15 protein-coding genes are annotated in these 17,675 nt (G+C 60.9%); 8 read left to right on the top strand and 7 right to left on the bottom strand.

The genetic code is table 11. The features are described from left to right. Position 1: 1 nt before the first annotated feature. Both BL8807_RS11265 and BL8807_RS11260 read right to left on the bottom strand, forming a co-directional pair. Positions 2 to 1,390, bottom strand: a complete 1,389-nt coding sequence (locus BL8807_RS11265; RefSeq protein ID WP_072725450.1) for an ATP-binding protein — start codon at positions 1,388 to 1,390, stop codon at positions 2 to 4. Between the two features lie 9 nt (positions 1,391 to 1,399). Beyond that, the gene (locus BL8807_RS11260) at positions 1,400 to 2,131 is read right to left on the bottom strand and encodes a LytR/AlgR family response regulator transcription factor (RefSeq protein WP_072725448.1); all 732 of its coding nucleotides are present in this window, start codon (positions 2,129 to 2,131) and stop codon (positions 1,400 to 1,402) included. A 254-nt stretch (positions 2,132 to 2,385) separates the two neighbouring features. Here BL8807_RS11260 and BL8807_RS11255 point away from each other — a divergent pair, with 254 nt between their 5' ends. The 5 genes from BL8807_RS11255 to BL8807_RS11235 all read left to right on the top strand — a co-directional run bounded on the left by BL8807_RS11255 (position 2,386) and on the right by BL8807_RS11235 (position 9,166). Beyond that, positions 2,386 to 5,334 carry a glycoside hydrolase family 3 N-terminal domain-containing protein gene (locus BL8807_RS11255; protein WP_072725446.1) on the top strand — a complete coding sequence of 983 codons (2,949 nt, stop codon included), beginning with the start codon at positions 2,386 to 2,388 and terminating at the stop codon, positions 5,332 to 5,334. Positions 5,335 to 5,702: 368 nt separating this feature from the next. Continuing rightward, positions 5,703 to 6,905 carry an MFS transporter gene (locus BL8807_RS11250; RefSeq protein WP_072725445.1) on the top strand — a complete coding sequence of 401 codons (1,203 nt, stop codon included), beginning with the start codon at positions 5,703 to 5,705 and terminating at the stop codon, positions 6,903 to 6,905. A 44-nt stretch (positions 6,906 to 6,949) separates the two neighbouring features. Further along, positions 6,950 to 7,567, top strand: a complete 618-nt coding sequence (locus BL8807_RS11245) for a cyclophilin-like fold protein (protein ID WP_205408857.1) — start codon at positions 6,950 to 6,952, stop codon at positions 7,565 to 7,567. 61 nt (positions 7,568 to 7,628) lie between these two features. Further along, complete coding sequence (locus BL8807_RS11240) at positions 7,629 to 7,925, top strand: helix-turn-helix domain-containing protein (RefSeq protein ID WP_072725443.1); 297 nt, start codon at positions 7,629 to 7,631, stop codon at positions 7,923 to 7,925. Positions 7,926 to 7,930: 5 nt separating this feature from the next. Beyond that, positions 7,931 to 9,166 carry a type II toxin-antitoxin system HipA family toxin gene (locus BL8807_RS11235; protein WP_159431891.1) on the top strand — a complete coding sequence of 412 codons (1,236 nt, stop codon included), beginning with the start codon at positions 7,931 to 7,933 and terminating at the stop codon, positions 9,164 to 9,166. A gap of 30 nt (positions 9,167 to 9,196) precedes the next feature. Here BL8807_RS11235 and BL8807_RS11230 read toward each other — a convergent pair whose 3' ends face one another. The 3 genes from BL8807_RS11230 to BL8807_RS11220 all read right to left on the bottom strand — a co-directional run bounded on the left by BL8807_RS11230 (position 9,197) and on the right by BL8807_RS11220 (position 11,784). Next, entirely contained in the window at positions 9,197 to 9,877 is a 681-nt protein-coding gene (locus BL8807_RS11230; protein WP_083570187.1) for a DedA family protein, read from the bottom strand. A 109-nt stretch (positions 9,878 to 9,986) separates the two neighbouring features. Continuing rightward, positions 9,987 to 11,003 carry a sensor histidine kinase gene (locus BL8807_RS11225; RefSeq protein WP_158217107.1) on the bottom strand — a complete coding sequence of 339 codons (1,017 nt, stop codon included), beginning with the start codon at positions 11,001 to 11,003 and terminating at the stop codon, positions 9,987 to 9,989. Between the two features lie 55 nt (positions 11,004 to 11,058). After that, the gene (locus BL8807_RS11220; protein ID WP_072725436.1) at positions 11,059 to 11,784 is read right to left on the bottom strand and encodes a response regulator transcription factor; all 726 of its coding nucleotides are present in this window, start codon (positions 11,782 to 11,784) and stop codon (positions 11,059 to 11,061) included. A gap of 114 nt (positions 11,785 to 11,898) precedes the next feature. Here BL8807_RS11220 and BL8807_RS11215 point away from each other — a divergent pair, with 114 nt between their 5' ends. Both BL8807_RS11215 and BL8807_RS11210 read left to right on the top strand, forming a co-directional pair. Continuing rightward, a complete protein-coding gene (locus tag BL8807_RS11215) occupies positions 11,899 to 12,762 on the top strand; it encodes an ABC transporter ATP-binding protein (RefSeq protein WP_072725434.1) in 864 nt (287 codons plus the stop codon). Next, on the top strand, positions 12,762 to 13,547 hold the full coding sequence (locus BL8807_RS11210; RefSeq protein WP_072725431.1) for an ABC transporter permease: 786 nt from the start codon (positions 12,762 to 12,764) through the stop codon (positions 13,545 to 13,547). Before BL8807_RS11215 ends, BL8807_RS11210 begins: the two co-directional genes overlap by 1 nt. Positions 13,548 to 13,569: 22 nt before the next feature. Here BL8807_RS11210 and BL8807_RS11205 read toward each other — a convergent pair whose 3' ends face one another. Continuing rightward, positions 13,570 to 15,321, bottom strand: coding sequence for an oleate hydratase (locus BL8807_RS11205; protein WP_072725429.1), 1,752 nt, complete (start codon positions 15,319 to 15,321; stop codon positions 13,570 to 13,572). 101 nt (positions 15,322 to 15,422) lie between these two features. Between BL8807_RS11205 and BL8807_RS11200 the strand changes: the two genes are divergently transcribed. Continuing rightward, complete coding sequence (locus BL8807_RS11200; RefSeq protein WP_083570185.1) at positions 15,423 to 16,013, top strand: TetR/AcrR family transcriptional regulator; 591 nt, start codon at positions 15,423 to 15,425, stop codon at positions 16,011 to 16,013. Positions 16,014 to 16,534: 521 nt separating this feature from the next. Here the strand turns inward: BL8807_RS11200 and BL8807_RS11195 are convergent. After that, the gene (locus BL8807_RS11195; protein ID WP_072725425.1) at positions 16,535 to 17,509 is read right to left on the bottom strand and encodes an aldo/keto reductase; all 975 of its coding nucleotides are present in this window, start codon (positions 17,507 to 17,509) and stop codon (positions 16,535 to 16,537) included. Positions 17,510 to 17,675: the final 166 nt, after the last annotated feature.

Genomic DNA, 17,675 nt, shown 5'->3' with positions numbered 1-17,675 from the left:
GCTATGCCGGAATGGGGATGACGATGTTGAGGGAGAAAACGTGGTCGGCGGCGGCGATGTCGAGTTGGCCTTGGTATTTCGCCACCTGCCGGGCGATGGAGCGCATGCCGAAGCCGTGGAAGCGTTTGTCGCCCTTGGAGGTTTGCGGCAGGCCGTCCGCCATACGCACCTCGCCGGTGTAGTAGTTCTCTTCGCTTATGCGCAGCATGCGGCCGTTGGCTCGCAGGTCGAAGGTGATCTGCCGGTCGGTGGCGTCCGGCAGCAGCGTCACCGCCTCGATCGCGTTGTCGAGGATGTTGCCGAACAGCGCGTACACGTCGGAGCGGTCCATGAAGCCGAGCTGTTTGCCATCCGCCATGGCGGTCAGAGTGATGCCATGCCGCGCGCAATATAGGCTTTTCTCCGTCAGCAGCGTATCCAACGCGTCGTTGCCGGTATGGAAAATCGAATCGTACACGCGGATCGAACGCTCCATCCGCTCCAACGCCTCGGTGGGAATGTTCGGCACGGGGGAGTCGCCGGGCTGCGACTCCTGCGCGCGCTGCAGTTCCTGCGCCGTTTTGCGCAGCGATGCGAGATCCTTGCGCACATCATGGAATTTGGTGTTCACCAATTCGATGTTCTCGCGGCTCATCTCATACTGCTGTTCCTTGAGCCGGTTGATTTGTTGAATCACCGCCAGATCATTGGCCAGCCGGTCGTTGTTCGATAAGGCGAGCAGCAGCGCGAACGCGAGTACACTGCACACCAGGTCGTACAGGTAGCATACGATCTGGCCTCCGAACCCCAGCCAACCGCCGTCAACCAGTTCCTCCACGGCCAGATTGAACACGATCACCACCGCCAGCACGCCAAGACTCATCAGCACGCGAGCCTTCGTGTCGCGGATCTTCTCCCCATCCACGGTGAAATCACGGGCCGCCAGCAGCCAAATCAGCCAGTAGACGAACGTGAACACCACCAGATGCAGTGGAACCAGCCGCACATCGTAGATATACAAGCGCAAGCCCAAAAGGGAACGTAAAGCCGCCACGCATGCGAACGCGATATGCTGGGCGCAATAGCCCACGGCGACGATGACCAACGACTCCATCCACGAAATGGAGCAGATCCAACGCAGCAACATCACGAGCAACGCCGCATAACAGGCGAACAATACGGTACTCGCCACAAGGCGCATGGCGGAAGTGGATGTCCCATCAGTCGACGGTGCTGTCCATAGGAATGGCCATATCATACGGATTGCGGCCGTTGCCACGCCGGCGGCCAGCGTGATGATGACGCCAATCGCGACGCGATCGGCGCGGTGCCGGTCGAGCCGCCGCGTGAACAGCAGCACTCCGGCGACGAACTCCAACAGAAAGGGCAGAAAATACGTCAGTTGCAGCATGATGGCCGCCTATGCCCGACTATAGTAGGCGTTCAACGCCTGCATCAGCGCTTTCTTGCGGGAACGGGAGACGGGGACGCGCTCGCCGTCCACCACCACGGTATCGCCCTCGAAGGCATCCACCCATGCGAGATTGACCAGACAGTACCGGCTTGACACCACGAAATCGTGCTCGCCCAACTGTTCGGCCGTGGCTTTGAGCGAACCCCAATCCCGCCATATGCCTTTGTCGGTGTGGTAAAACACGTTGTGCCCCGTCACCTCCACATAGCGGATGTCGTGCGAATCGAGGAAATGCATGTGGTCATCGGATTTGATGGCGATGGTGGTGCCCTTGCGCGAGCCGATGATGCTCAACGCCTTGCGCATTTTCAGCGCGAAGCCCGGATATTCCAACGGTTTGACGAGATAGCCGACGGCGTCCACATCGTAGCCGACCGTGGCGTATTGGGCCATTTTGGTGGTGAACACGATCACCGTGCGCGTGTCCCTTTCGCGCAGCAGACGCGCGGTCTCCAAACCGTCGATGCCGGGCATCTCCACATCGAGGAAAATCAGGTCGAAGGGCTTGCGGTCCGCGTCGTCGTAGGAGCGCAGCAAAGCCGCGCCATCCTCGAAACGGGTGAGCGTGAGCCGGATGTCTTCGGCGGGATGCTCGTCGCAATAGCGTCGCACCATCGACTCGGTGACGGCGGCATCCTCGTCGACGTCATCGGTGATCGCAATCGAAATCAAAGCCATAGTAGGCATTTTAACCGTTGCGCGAAGTTTGCTGCGACGATGCGGAACGGCTCATGCGACTACGATGACGGCTCGTGAAAAACCTGCGATGCGCGATTCGCGCCGTTTTATGGTGAACATCAACACCGCACACAAGACCCAACATTCGGCCCCATGACAAGGAAAGCCATGGCAAGCCGACGTGGTTCGGACTTGTGCCCGGGCACGGCAGCCCGGTGGTGGCCAACCATACAACCCCATAGAAGGAGAAGAGCATGTTAGGCATCAATATCGCCGACGTGATCAATGTGATCGCATCGTTGCGCATGCAGCTCATCGCGATCGGCGTGACGTTGGCGATCGCGCTGCTGGTCACGTTCATCGTCAACAAGCGCACAGTGAAGGAACAGAGCGTGCGCAAGCTTGTGCACGGCGAGACCTGGATCGCCGCTGCCGTGGCCATGATTGTGGCTGTGAGCATGATGCTGTTCGGACCGTTGAGCACTACGCTGTCGCTGCTTTCCGGCGGTGGACAGCTGTCCGAGGAGACGATGGCCCGCGCCAACGAGATGGCCGTCGACATTCAGCGTGAAGGCATTGTGATGCTGCAGAACGACGACGACCTGCTGCCGCTCGGGGCCGGCCAAGTGAACGTGTTCGGATGGGCCTCCACCAATCCTATCTACGGCGGCTCCGGTTCCGGATCGCTGAACGACCAGTACGACACCACCTCCATCCTCGAAGGGCTGAACGAGGCCGGCGTCGAAACGAACACCGAACTGTCGCAGTTCTACACCGACTATCGTTCCGATCGTCCGGCTATGAGCGTGTTCAGCCAGGACTGGACCCTGCCGGAGCCGCCCGCCTCCACCTACTCCGATGATCTGCTCTCCAACGCTCGTGATTTCTCCGACACGGCGGTCGTCGTGCTCGCCCGTCCGGGCGGCGAAGGCGCCGATCTGCCACACCGTATGGGAGACATCGCCCAGACCGGCCCCGGCGAGGAGACCGACAGTGGCGAGGGCGATGCGAACGCCGTCGCCGGACAGATGGGTGGTGATGTGGTCTACCACAACAACTCCGACGATTATCAGGACTTCGCCGACGACCAAGGCTATCTGACTCTTTCGCAGAGCGAGGCCGATATGATCGACCTCGTCACTGAGAATTTCGACAATGTGGTGCTTGTCTACAACGGCGCCAACGACTTCGAACTCGACTTCGTGAACGACTATCCGCAGATCAAGTCCGTGCTGTGGTGCCCGTCCGCCGGCCAGACCGGTTTCGCCGCCCTCGGCGAAGTACTCTCCGGGGCCACGAACCCCTCCGGACATTCCACTGATACCTTCGTGCGCGACTTCTCGCTCACCCCGTGGTACAACAACATCGGCAACTTCACCTACGACAATATGGACGAGTTCAACGCCACCTCGTTCACCGGCACCAGCACGCCTAGCTTCGTGAACTACGTCGAGGGCATCTACGTCGGTTACCGTTACTATGAGACGGCCGCCGAAGAAGGTGCGATCGACTATGACGCGGTGGTGCAGTATCCCTTCGGCTACGGTCTGTCGTACACCACCTTCGAGCAGGAGATGGGAGAGGTGAACTACGCCTCCGACGGCACGATCAGCTTCGACGTGACCGTGACGAACACGGGTGATGTGGCCGGCAAGGACGCGGTCGAGGTGTTCTACAATCCGCCGTACACCAACGGCGGTATCGAGAAGGCCAGCGCGAACCTCATCGATTTCGCCAAGACGGACGAGCTCGAGCCAGGAGAATCGCAGACCATCTCGGTCGAATTCAACGACGAGGATATGGCGTCCTATGATTACCAGAACGCCCGCGCCTACGTGCTTGAATCCGGAGACTACGGCATTTCGATCCGCTCCGACTCCCACACCATCATCGAAGAGCAGACCGTGACCGTGCCGGAAACCATCGTCTACTCCGGCGAGGGCCACCGCTCCAGCGACCAGACCGAAGTCACCAATGTGTTCGACGACGCCGCCGGCGACGTGACATACCTGTCACGCGCCGACCACTTCGCCAACTACGATGAGGCCACAGCCGCGCCGAGCACCTACTCCATGCCTGAGGAGTATAAGGCCACGTTCATCAACGCGTCGAACTACGAGAACGAGAACGACGATTCGGATGAGATGCCGACCACCGGTGCCGACAACGGCATCGATCTGTACGAGCTGTACGGCAAGGACTACGACGACCCCATGTGGGACGACCTGCTCGACCAGCTCACCTTCGACGACATGGACACGCTGATCGCGACCACCGGCTACAACAACGCCGCCATCTCCAAGATCAACAAGCCCCAGCAGTCCGATGTGGACGGCCCCGCCGCGCTGAACAACAACTTCACCGGCGTCGGCTCCATCGGTCTGCCCGCCAGCGTCGTCGTGGCCAACACCTTCAATCCGGAACTGGCCACCGAATACGGTGAGATCATCGGCGATATGGCGCATGAGATCAACGTGACCGGCTGGTACGCCCCCGCCATGAACATCCACCGCTCCGCCTATGCGGGCCGCAACTTCGAGTACTTCTCCGAAGATCCGCTGCTCTCCGGCGTGATGGCCGCGAACGAGAACGCCGGTGCCGCCAGCAAGGGCGTGTACGGCTTCATCAAGCACTTCGCGCTCAACGACCAAGAGACCAACCGCAACTCCATGATCTGCACTTGGGCCGACGAGCAGACGATCCGCGAGATCTACCTGAAGCCCTTCGAAATGGCGGTCAAGGACGGCGAAGCCACCGCGGTGATGAGCTCCTACAACTATATCGGCACCCGTTACGCCGGTGCCCATCCGGGCCTGCTCAACACGGTGCTGCGTGACGAATGGGGCTTCCGCGGATTCGTGGAGACCGACTACTTCGGTGGCCTCGGCTATCAGGTTGCGGACCAGATCATCCGCAACGGCGGCGACGCGATGCTCGCGACCACGGACACCACCAACCACATCACCGACCATAGCGCCACCTCGCTGATCGCCATGCGCGCCGCGACCCACAACATCCTCTACACCGCGGTGAACAGCTGGATCTACGAGGATGGGCAGCCCGAGGTCACCACTCCGACCTGGCAGTACATCTACTACGCCGCCGTCGGCGTGCTGGGCGTGCTGCTGGTCGCCGCCGAGGTCGTGGCCATCCGCCGCTTCCTCAAGCGTCGTCAGGCGACCGTGACGGTATCCGTCGAATAGGCGAGGCACCCTCTCCGTCATCCTGAGCGGAGCGCAGCGAAGTCGAAGGATCTCTTACCTAACAACGGTGGAGATCCTTCGACTTCGTTCGTTTCACTCACTTCGCTCAGGATGACGCCAAGAGAGGGGCTCGCTTCGTTTAGGATGACGCCAAGAGGGAAGTCTTTTTGTTCGGGATGCCGTCACAAGAGGCTTGCCTCGCTTAGGGTGACGCAGAAAAAGAGGGTTTCTCTCCGCTCAGAATCTTCGCTCAACTCATGCCTTGCGAATATGGATCAGTATCGTTCATAGGTATTTGATATGGCTGCCGTGCGATGCCTAAGGTGAATGCAATCCAACAATCCCGCATCTCAACCGAGGTGACAACCATGTCTTCATCATCGCAATCCCGCGCGGCGAACCTGCGCATCTTCCTACTTGCGGTCGGCGCGTTCGGACTCATCAACACCGAAATGGGCATCGCCGGCATCCTGCCCGCGGTGGCGAGCGAATACGGCGTCACCGTGGCGACGGCAGGCCTGCTGGTGAGCCTGTTCGCTCTGGCCGTTGCGTTCTCCGGCCCGGTGACGCCGCTATTGTGCTCCCGTTTTCGCCGCAAAACGGTGATGCTGACATCGCTCGCCGTATTCACCGCATGCAGTCTCGCCTCCGCGTTCGTCTCCAGCTTTCCGCTGATGCTGGCGTTGCGTGTGATTCCCGCGATCATGCAACCTGTGTACACCTCGTTCGCCTTCTCCGAAGCGGCCGCCGCTGTTCCGGCGAAGGACGCGCCCAAAGCCACGGCGAAAGTGATGATGGGTGTCTCCGCCGGCATGGTGCTGGGCGTGCCGTGCGTGAACTGGATCGTCTCGGTGAGCTCCGTGCGTGTGGGCATGTTGTTCTTCGCGGCCGTCAACGGATTCGCGCTGCTGGCCTTGCTGTTCGGTCTGCCCAACGGCGAGCGTCCGCAGGCGATGTCGTACGGCAGTCAGCTGCGGCATCTTCTGGAAAAGGAGACCTGGCTCGCCATCCTTGGCGTGGTGGCGCTCAACGGCGCGGTGTTCGGCGTATTCAGTTACCTGTCTGAGTATCTCGGCACGGTCACCGGACTATCGGCCTCCGCGATCAGCCTGATGCTGCTGGCGTACGGTCTGATGAACATCGTGGGCAATATGATCGCGGGGAACGCGCTGACCCGCTCTCCGCGACGTTTCGCCTGCATGCTGCCGATGCCCATTGCCGTGATGTTCGCGCTGTTCTTCGCATTCGGCGATTTGACGGCACCGGTGGCTGTGATTCTGATTGTGCTGGGTGTGCTGGCCGGATGCGTCGGCAACGTCAACCAGTATTGGATCTCCAGCGCCATGCCCGACTCGCCTGAATTCGCCAACGGCCTGTTCCTCGCCGCCACCAATCTGGGCACGATGATCGGTACGCAACTGGTTGGCCTACTGATCGATTCGGTCGGCTCCCGCGTGATTCCCGTCGGCGGAATCGCCATGCTGGCGGTCGCCCTGCCGCTGCTGCTTGCACGCGTCGCTCCGCGGGCGTGCGGCATATTGCGTGCCCGTCGCCAGCGGGCGAACGCCTGAACCATCCGCCGCATACCGGCCAACTTTTCGTAAGGAGCTTTGCGATGAATAGGTCGAACATCCTTCACGGCGCTATCGGCGGCGCACTGCGCGCGCTAACGGCCATGCTGGCGTGCACGGCGCTGCTTCTGGCCGCCGGATGCGCCGCGCGGAACGAATCGGCGGGGGAGGGCGGTTCCGGAACAGACTCGTCGCAATCGCATGCGACGCAAAGCGAATCCGGCGATGTCGGAACCCAATCCGAATCCAATACCAACGCTCCAACCACGAACGGCGATACCGGAAACGACGACACTTCGGAAAGCGAGCAGACAATGAACGCCATCACCATCACCATCAACGGACATTCCTTCTCCGCGACCTTGGCCGATACCCAAGCCGCCCGCGACTTCGCCGAATGGCTCCCGCTCACCGTGAACATGGACGATCTGCACGGCAACGAGAAATACCATTACCTCGACGAGAGGCTGCCCACGAACGCCTCGAATCCCGGAACCATCCACGCCGGCGATCTGATGCTCTTCGGCTCCGACTGCCTCGTGCTGTTCTACGAGACCTTCCAAACCTCCTACTCATACACCCGCATCGCCTCCGTCGACGATACCGCCGACCTTCCCGAAGCCATGGGCGGCGGCAGCGTGACCGTGAGCTTCGCTAACTGAAACAATCTTTTCTGTTAACGGGGATAAATGATATATTTGTTTCTGTTAGAAAGGATGTGTTATGGCTTCTCGCACACCTATTCCGGTGGCTCGCGCCATGCGCAACATTGCGCAGCACATGGACCTCTCTCGCAGACAGCAGAGAATCACACTTGAATTGCTGGCAGAAAGGGCCGACCTGTCGGTGCCGACGGTGCGTAAACTGCTGGTCCAGGGAAAAGGAAGTCTGGAGACTTTTCTGCGCGTGGCGAGGGTTCTGGGAACGCTGGACTCCGTGGTTTCCGCGACGGATCCGCTGAATACCCCTATCGGTCGTCTTCGCGCCGATGACGATGCCCCGAAACGTGTGAGGAGTTGATTACGGTGGAATGCCAAGTCACAATACAGATAGGCGGTCGGGATGTTCTCGTCGGCAGGCTGTTCACAACCGTGCGCAGGGGAGTTGAGCGCGCGAGTTTCCTTTATGACGAGTCGTATTTGAAAGAGCCCCAAGCGTTTCCTTTGGCTCCGGATATGCCTCTTACGTCCGGAACGATATATGCGTCCGACGCGCCGATGTTCCGAATATTCCAGGATTGCATGCCGGACCGTTGGGGGCGCAATCTCATGAAGCGCGCGGAACGTAACGCCGCCAAAGAGGAATCTCGTACCGCACGGACGCTGTTCGAGGGGGATATGCTGGTCGGCGTCAACGATACGACACGTCAGGGCGCGCTGCGTATCTGGCAGGATGGCGTCGCGCTCGCCGATCCGCGAGAAGGTGTGCCCCGTGAGGTCAGCATTCCGGATTTGCTGTCGTCGGCGGATCGTGCGGCCAAAGACATGAACGCCGACGTTCGTGATTTGCTTGCCGCCGGGTCAAGCCTTGGAGGCGCGCGTCCGAAGGCTTCCGTGCAAGATGAACAGGGAAGGCTGAACATCGCCAAATTTCCGCGTGCGGATGAAAACATCTCCGATGATGTCGGCGCATGGGAGAAAACCGTGTTGCAACTCGCCTCGGAAGTGGGGATTCGAGTGCCGGGCACCCGTCTGTTACGGGTTCGTGGACGCTCGGTGCTGTTGCTGAAGAGATTCGACAGAACCGACGACGGCGGGCGAATCCCCTATATGAGTGGTATGACCGCGGTCCAGGGAGTGGACGGCGGACATTATTCGTTTTTGGAGCTTGTGGAGTTCTTGGAGGAGTGGGGATCCAATCCGAATCGCGACATTCGAGAGTTGTGGAAACGAGCGCTGTTCGATACTGCGGTGGGCAATACGGATAACCATATGCGCAATCAAGGATTTCTCAAAGAGGAGCGCGGATGGACGTTGTCACCGGCGTTTGATGTGAATCCAACGATCGGCGACAATCCTAAAATATTGAACACAGCCATCGATTACGACAGCAGAGAAGCCGATCCCGAAGTGGCGTTATCGGTGTGCGAATACTATCGAACCAGTTTAAGCCAGGCAAAACAGATCGCGCGGGAGACGGCGGATCGTATGTCGGATTGGCGTAGGGCGGCCGTATCCAACGGCATCTCCGCGTCATCGATAGAGGCGATGTCCAGCTGTTTCGAATCAGGCATTGAACGTTTGCGGAAAATCGCTGGATGACGCGGGGATGACGAAACTGCCCCAAAAGAACTAGCGGGCGTGCTTGAGCTTGACGGCCGCATACCAGACGACCAACGCCACGAGCAGAACGGCGACGACGATCTGGAATCGGTCGAGCAGGGCGAGGATGGTGTTCCAACGCGAACCGAGCAGATAGCCGGCCATCACCAACATGGTGTTCCACACCGCGGAGCCGAGCGTGGTGAGCGCGACGAACCGTGCGAGCCCCATCGAAGCGATGCCTGCGGGAATGGAGATGAGACTGCGGACGATGGGAATCACACGCCCCACCAGCACCGACGGCGAACCATACCGTTCGAACCAATCGTTCGCCTTGTCGATATCGCTGGCCTCGGTGAGCGGCAGCCAATCGAACAGGCGGCGCATGCGTTCGGCGCCGATGGCGTAGGCGATGGCATACAGCGCCAACGCGCCCGCCACCGAGCCGATGGTCGCGCCGATGATTGCCTCGGGCAACGACATATGGCCTTGCGCCGCGGTGAACCCGGCCAGAGGAAGGATGACCTCGCTGGGGATGGGCGGGAACAGGTTTTCCAGAAACACGGCCACGCCGGTGCCGAAGCCGCCCATGGCGGCCATCAGATCGACCAGCCAGGTGGTGATCGAGTCGATGACACCACCAGTGCCGGCGGTGTATTGCAGAGTATCGATGGATGATGCCGACGCTTGAATCAATGCTGTTGCTGTCATGCGACATAGCCTATGAGACCGCCACTCAGATACCACTCAGATTTTGGGATGGCTGGATGCCGCCCGCCGCGGCCACGGGTCTTTGTCTCTCGGTGGCTTTATGCGCTTATTACTGTTCGGCGAGCGGGAAGCGCACCAGCATGGTGGTGCCGTTCGGTGAGGACTCCTCGACGATGATTGATCCGTGATAGCGGTTGGCGACGTCCCGGGCGAGCGCGAGGCCGAGACCATATCCTTGATGCGTGGTGCCGTCGTCGCTGCGTGCGAACCTTTGGAACAGCCGCTCAGGATCCTCCCCGATGCCGGGGCCGTGGTCGATGATGCGGATCGCGACATCGTCATGGTGCCCGAATCCGATCCGGACCGAAACCTGCTGACCGCGCGGCGAATGGGTGATGGCGTTGTCCAAAACGGCGACCAGACAGCGCGATATGCCGGTGAGATTGCCGTCCACGACAAGTCGGGAATCCGAAGCGTCGTCATGCCGCACAATGGTCACCCCCTGACGTTCGGCCAGCGGGGCGACGGCGTCTACCGACCGGGCCACCGCGTCCGCGATACGCACCGGTTCGGTATGCGTCGCCCCGCGCGCGGCGGTCAGCAGATCGGTGACGATGGCGTTCATCCGGTCCACATCGTCGCGCAGATCGCGCAGCGGCTCGTCGATGTTCTGGCCGTGGGCGAGCCGGAAGTCGATGAGGTCGATGCGGGTGGAGATCACGGCCAGCGGCGTTTTGAGCTCATGGCTGGCATCGGCCACGAAATTGCGTTGCAGCCGCAACGCGCGTTCCAACGGAGCCACCTCCTTGCGCGAGTAATACCAACCGGCCGCGGCGACCGCGACGATCACGCCAAGCACGAACAGTACGGTGAAGGCGATCGCCTTTTCGGTGTCGATCACCATCATGCCGTCGCCGAACTGCGTATCGACGGCCATGCGGTCGGGGTCGATGCCTCGTTCCGAGAACTCGTGCCGCGAACCCAACAGCACGCCGGCGGCGAACAGCAGACCACCGACGATGGTGATCGCACCCACCGTCACCGTCATCCGCAGACTGATGGAATCCGCGATGGTGCGGCGCTCCCCGGCCCGCGTCGACGATGGCCGGACCATGGACGATGCCATATCCGCCGCTTTCCTGAACCATGGTGCGAAACCGCGCATGGGACCTCCCTTGATGTCAATCGGCTTCGGGCGAGCCGATACGGTAGCCGCGCCCGCGCACGGTTTCGATGATCGAACGCGTGGTTTTGCCGCGAATGTAGGAGACGTACACATCCACGGTGTTCGGCTCGCTGGCGTCGTCGAACACCTCGCGCAACAGTTCCTCGCGGGAGAACACGTGGGCGGGCGAGGCGGCGAGTGTGGCGAGCAGCGCGGCCTGCGCCCGCGTCAGCGTAAGCCCATGCCCATCGGGATCCTCGATGCGCGACGAAACGGTGTCGAGCATCCAATCGCCGATGGCGATGGTGGCGGTCCGCGCCGCGAACCCACGCAGCATCGCATGCAGGCGCGCCTGAAGCTCGGCGAAATGGAACGGTTTGGTCAGATAATCGTTGGCACCGCCATCAAGCCCGGCGACGATGTCATCGACTTCGGCGAGCGCGGTGAGCATCAGCGCCGGCGTCGTCATGCCCGCCGCACGCAGATCGCGGACGATCCTCAAACCGTCCACGTCGGGCAGTCTGCGGTCGACGACCAGTGCATCATAATGCGCGCCGGACAGGAGCGCCCGCGCCTCGGCGCCGGTTCGGGCCCATGACACCTGAAAATCCTCCGAGAGCATCTCCTGGGTCATGGCGCCGAGACGTTCGTCGTCTTCGACGAGCAGCACCGCGGGCAGCAGCAGCCGCGATGGGTCGCTGAGCGCCAAGGCGCTTGTCGGGATTTCGGTTTCGTTCGTCATGCCTCTCCTGTCATCATGGTGCGTTTGGCACCATCCAAAGGAATTGTCGCTAAGAATACGCTAAGAAACGCGGGGGAGACGCCGTGCCATGCCGTGCGGCGGTATGGTGTGCCTATGCAAGAGGTGCAAGAGGCGCAAGAGGTGCTGCGCGCGCGGAATATGTCATGCGCGATGCCAGGCGAGCATGGCGTGACGGCCGTGTTCCAGGGACTTTCGATATCGCTTGGCCGGGGTGAGATCGTCGATCTGGTCGGTCCGTCCGGCTCCGGCAAAAGCAGTCTGCTGACCGCTCTGGCCCGATTGAATCCGCATGCGGCCGGAGAGCTGACGTTTGAGGGTCGGCCGGCGGCGGAGTTCGCGCCGCAGCAGTGGCGTCGCCGTGTGGCCTATCTGCCGCAGAAGCCGACGCTGATCGGTGACAGCGTGGGCGAGGCGATCCGTCTGCCATGGACGTTGGCGGTGCGTAAGGAAGCGGAATCTTCCGTGAAAGCCCGGTTCGGGAAGCGGGGTTCGCATGCGGGTCCGGATGCGGGCGCGCTTCTGCCGGACGGGCGGATTCGCGGGCTGTTGGATGCCGTCGGATGCTCGGATGTCGACCTTTCCCGGCCCGTGCATGATCTGTCCGGCGGACAGGCGGCCCGCGTCAGTCTGGCGCGCACATTGCTCACCCGTCCGACGGTGCTGCTCGCCGACGAGGTCGACGCTGGGTTGGACGACGACAACGCGCGGTTGGTGGCCGATGTGTTGGCCGAAGCGGCCGGACACGGCATGACGGTGGTGCGCATCCGCCACCGTCCGCCGGATGGGCGCGCGTCGCGCATCCTCAGACTGGCGGATGGCGTGTTGTCCGATGTGACCGGCTTGGCCGGTGCCTCCGATATGGGCGGTGGCGTCGCCGATGGTGTTGCCGATGGTGTGACTGGCGGTGCGGTCGGTGCGGGCGTCGCACGCGATGCGATGACGGGGGAGGTGCTCTGATGGGAAGCGCGACCTATTCCATCGATATCTGGGGTCTGCTGGTGGCGATGCTTATGGTGGTCGCCGCCGCGGCCGTGTCGGGCATCATGCGCATGGGCGTGGGGCGCACGCTGCTGTGGTCGGCCTGCAGGGCTCTACTGCAGCTGTGCGCGATGGGTTTCGTCATGGGCTTCGTGATCAGGGCGAACAATCCGTGGCTGGTGTTCGCCCTGATCGCCGTGATGCTGGTCGCCGGCGTGCAGATCACGCTTTCGCGCGCCAAAGGCGTGCCGAAGGGACTCGCGGGTCCGGTGCTGCTCAGCCTGGTGGTCACGATGACGATGATGATCGCCTTGGTGGCGGAACTTATCGTCCGTCCGCAACCGTGGTACGCGCCGCAATTGGTGGTGCCGCTCACCGGCATGCTGTTGGGCAATACGGTGAGCGCTCTGGCGGTGGGATTGAGCCGGTTCTACGAAAGCATGGGGGAACGGCGCGACGAAATCGACACGCTGCTGGCGCTCGGGGCGAGCAAGTGGGAGGCGGCGCAGCCGTCGGTGGTCTCATCGATTCGGCTCGGCCTGCTGCCGACCACCGCATCGCTGGCATCCAGCGGCATCGTGACGATTCCCGGCATGATGGCCGGTCAGGTCATCGCCGGCGGCGACCCGCTCGACGCCGCGAAATACCAGTTCGTGATCCTCGCCGCCATCGCCGCGCTGACCCTGCTCGCCGACAGCCTCATCATGCTGATGGTCTACAAAACCTGCTTCACCGCCGACGACCAATACCGGCCGATATCATGATGCCGCGCGCATGCGGCCGATATCAGTAGGTGTGCGCCATGACGTCGAGTTCGGGGATCGCGTTGAACGCGTCGACGAGCTTGCGGCTCTCCTCGCGCATCCTGAGCGGATTGATCTTCGGCAGATCCTCCGTATCGATGGCGTCTTTGCCGAGCATTTTCCTCAAGCACATCGACAGCACGCGAATATCGTATTGCGCCTCGTAGAGCGGCACCACCGGTTTGTCGAGATCCAGCAACCCATAGGCCGCCATCATCGCGGTGCGGATCGAGGTCTCCACGGTGAACACCACATCGCCGGGCAATTCGCAGAACTGGCCGATGAAGGCGTAGTTGGCGGATCCCTCGGGAATGACGCGCGGACGGTCGTTGATGGTGCGCGGCATGAACTGGGAGGTGATGTACGGCATCATGCAGGTCGAGATATAGGTGTGGGCGAGCAGTTCGTCCTTCATGTCAAGCATGCCGAGATGATAGAGCAGCTCGGTCAGCAGCTCCTCGCCGGTGCATTGGTCGGCCGGTTTCCTGATGTAGTCGCCTTCGTTCTCGCCGTATAGCGCGTCGAACCAGAACACCTGCTCGTCATCGGCCTGCTGCGGGAAATACTTGGGATAGAACACCATGGAGATGTCCCAACTGGAATCCTTGACGGTGATGGCGCCGGTGGTGGTGTTCGGAGCGTAGCCGTAACGCTCGTACACTCGCCTGAAGAATTCCGGATAGCCTGTGACGGTGGGGAAGACGCTGACCCACTTCGTTTTGTCGATGTCGGAGCAGAACTTCTCGGGATGTCCGAAACGGTTGGCATCCTTCGCGGCGAGACGCTTCCACAACGTGAACGCGCCCATATCCTCGGTGCCGCGGTTCGTTTCGGTGGCATGCGTGTTGTCGCCGAACGCGCTGTTGGTGGTCATCGAACCGTTCGTGATGATCACCAGCCCGTCGTCGTCGATGGAGACGGTATCTTCGCCACGCTCGTCCCGCACGCGCAATGCGATGATGCGTGAATGGTCGGCGTTGAGATCCGCATCCGTCACCGTGCATCCGGTGCGGAACGTCACGCCGCGTTCGCGCAGCCAGGCATGCAGCGGTTTGATCATCGAATCGTACTCGTTGTATTTGGTGTGGGTGATGCCCACCAGCCGATCCGCGCCCGGCTGGTACATCATGAAGCGCACCACATAGCGTTTGAATTCGATCATGCTGTGGTAGTGCTTGAACGCGAGCATGGAATGGAAGCAGATCCACATGCTCGACTGGTACAGCTCGTCCGCCGTGTCGCCGAAGAACTCGTCGATGGTCATATCCTCGAAACGTTCCTCCGGCGTGGTGGCCATCTCGATCATCTTGTCCGTGAGCCTTTTGGACATGGTGAAATCGTGGATGCCCTCGTACACTTCGCCTTGCCTGTGCAGCACGCGGGAGTGCGCGTAGATCTGGTCGTCGCGTTGCGCGGCCACGGTTTCGTCGAGCACCGTCATGCCGGGGGAGTCTATGGAGGGGATTTTGGAGAACAGATACCACAGGCATTCCATATGGGGTTCCAGCTCGCGTTCGCCGCGGCACAGATAGCCATGCTCGTTGCGGGCGCCGTCCATCGATCCGCCCACGGTGGGCAGATTCTCGTAGATGGTGATGTTGCGTCCGTCCATATATCCGTCGTCGATGAGGAACGCGGCCGCGGCCATGCCGGCGATGCCTCCGCCGACGATATGCGCGTGCTTGCGTTCGATGCCTTGGGGTCGGGTGGCGTGGTGGGTGTCGAACCATTTCATGATGGGCTCCTTTGATTGTCGGGGAACTGGTGCTTCCCGTTCTACGCAAGGGCGAATCCCATCGCCATATGCATTATTGAGCGTCGTGTAAGATTTTGTGCATGTGTAAGGAATCTGTCAGGAATGTCAAACGGCAATACCGTAATGCGGAGCGGTCTCGACGTATGATCCGCCGGGCGTACGTCGAACTGTTGGAGACGCGTGATCGGGCGTCGGTCACGGTTGTGGACATCGCCGAACGGGCCGATTTGAGCCGGAACACGTTCTACGCGCACTACCACGACATCGACGAGCTCACGGAGGAGATACAGGACGATTTTCTGCTTCGCCTGCGGGCGTACCTGGATGAGGCGATGGAGGAGGAGCAGTTCGACGATCCCTTGCCATTGCTGAACAGAATCGGCGAATTCATCGAAACGAACCGTGCCGTCAACACCGTGTTGATCGCGCAATCGGACTCCTCGGCGTTTCTGGACAAGTTGAAGAACGAATTCGTGGCCCGCACGATGGTCAACGTCGATGAGACGCTGGTGGCGGATATCGAAGGGACGCGGCGCTTCCTCTGTTTCCTCGCGGAAGGCGCGGTCGGCATGTACCGCAGGTATCTGATGGGGGAGTTGGACGTCGACATGTCGGAGCTGTCCCGGCAGCTGCGCGATATCTACATGGCCGGAATCAAGCTCTACCAATAGCCGATGGCGGTGTCTCCGGCATATAGTCCCAAGATATTGATTCTTGTACTTAAAAACATATGCTGATGGTCTACAAGACCTGCTTCGACGTCGACGCCCGATACCGGGTGCCGACATGATGGACACGCGGTTGGCCGTTACCAATAGCGTCAAGATGCTGGAATTGTCCCGACGGTTGTGCGATATCTGTGCGACCGGAATCAATCTACGTTACGGGTAGTGGGTTCGGGCCTTTACAGACATCGTTCTGCGTTAGCGGTAGTGTCCTCAATCCTATAGGCCAAGTATGTTCGTTGGAATGCTGCGGATCATATACGGTCTATGCGTCTACGGGCACTACCGCTAACGCAGAACGATGTCCGCAGGGCCTCGAATCCACTACCGCTAACGCAGATAGCCGAAGACGTGGCTGTGTGCGATGAATTGTCGACCGCGTTCCGGCTGACTCATCTGATGTCGCATATCTTTCCTGTGATCGCGGCGGCTCGTTCCGGTTTTATTCCTCGCTGTCTTTAGAAAGACTATTCGATCTCCACGCAGCCGCGGTAGCCGTGTATGGCGCAGGAATCGAGGGCCCGCTCCAGCGAGGCGAATTCGTCGGCCGTCAGTTCGACGTTCGCGGCATCGAGGTTCTCGAGGATCCGCGACTGGTTCTTCGAGCCGGGAATGGGAACGACGTTCGGATATTTGTGCAGCATCCACGCCAGGGAGATCTGCGCGGGCGTCGCGTGCTTGCGTGCCGCGTAATCGCGCAGAATCTCGACCAGAGGCTGGTTCGCCGCGATGTTCTCCCGCGACAATTGCGGCACGACGTTGCGCACGTCGTCCACCTGTTCGAACCGCGTCCGCGGCGTGATCTTGCCGGACAGGAATCCGCTGGCGATCGGCGAGAACGGCACGACCCCGATCCCATGCTCCATGCAGTAAGGGATGACGCTCTCCTCGCAATCTCGCTCCATCATCGAATAGATGTTCTGCACTGCGGAGACCGGCGTCGCCGCATGGGCTTTCGCGATGGCCCGCACGCCGACATTGGACAGGCCCCAAGCGCGGATCAGACCTTCCTCGATGAGCCGCCCCATGCCTTCGGCCACCTGCTCGACCGGAACGTCGGGATTGAGGTGATGCAGATAGTACAGGTCGATGTAGTCCGTGCATAGCCGTCGCATGGATCCCTCAAGATGATGCCGCAGCGTGGCGTACACGCCGTCGCGTCGCGCCTCGTCGGTCGGCAGGAACAGTTTCGTCGCGAGCGTGACGTCACGCCGCATCGGTTGCAGCGCCTTGCCGACGATGCGTTCGTTATGCCCGATGCCTTCCAGATTGGGGCTGTACACCTCCGCGGTGTCGTAGAAGGTGCACCCATGCTCGTAGGCGGCGCGGATCGCTTGGATGCTGTATTCCTCGTCGGGGATGCGGCCGTAGCCGTGGGAGAATCCCATGCATCCCATGCCGATTTCGGATACGGTCAGACCCCTGAGTTTGCGTGTGCGCATTATTCGCTCCTTTCGTCGGCTGCGATGATGGCCGCCTGTTTTGTGAGACATGCGAGACTGGTCAAGTCGTGTCACGGTCGCGGCCCTTATGCTCGTCATCGTAGGCGCGGATGGGTTGATGGGGAATTACCAAAATACGTATAGTGTGTTTAAGGAAACTCAATAC

This window comes from Bifidobacterium lemurum (assembly GCF_014898175.1).
Taxonomy (GTDB): Bacteria; Actinomycetota; Actinomycetes; order Actinomycetales; family Bifidobacteriaceae; genus Bifidobacterium; species Bifidobacterium lemurum.
This window is presented reverse-complemented; position numbering and strand designations above follow the sequence as displayed.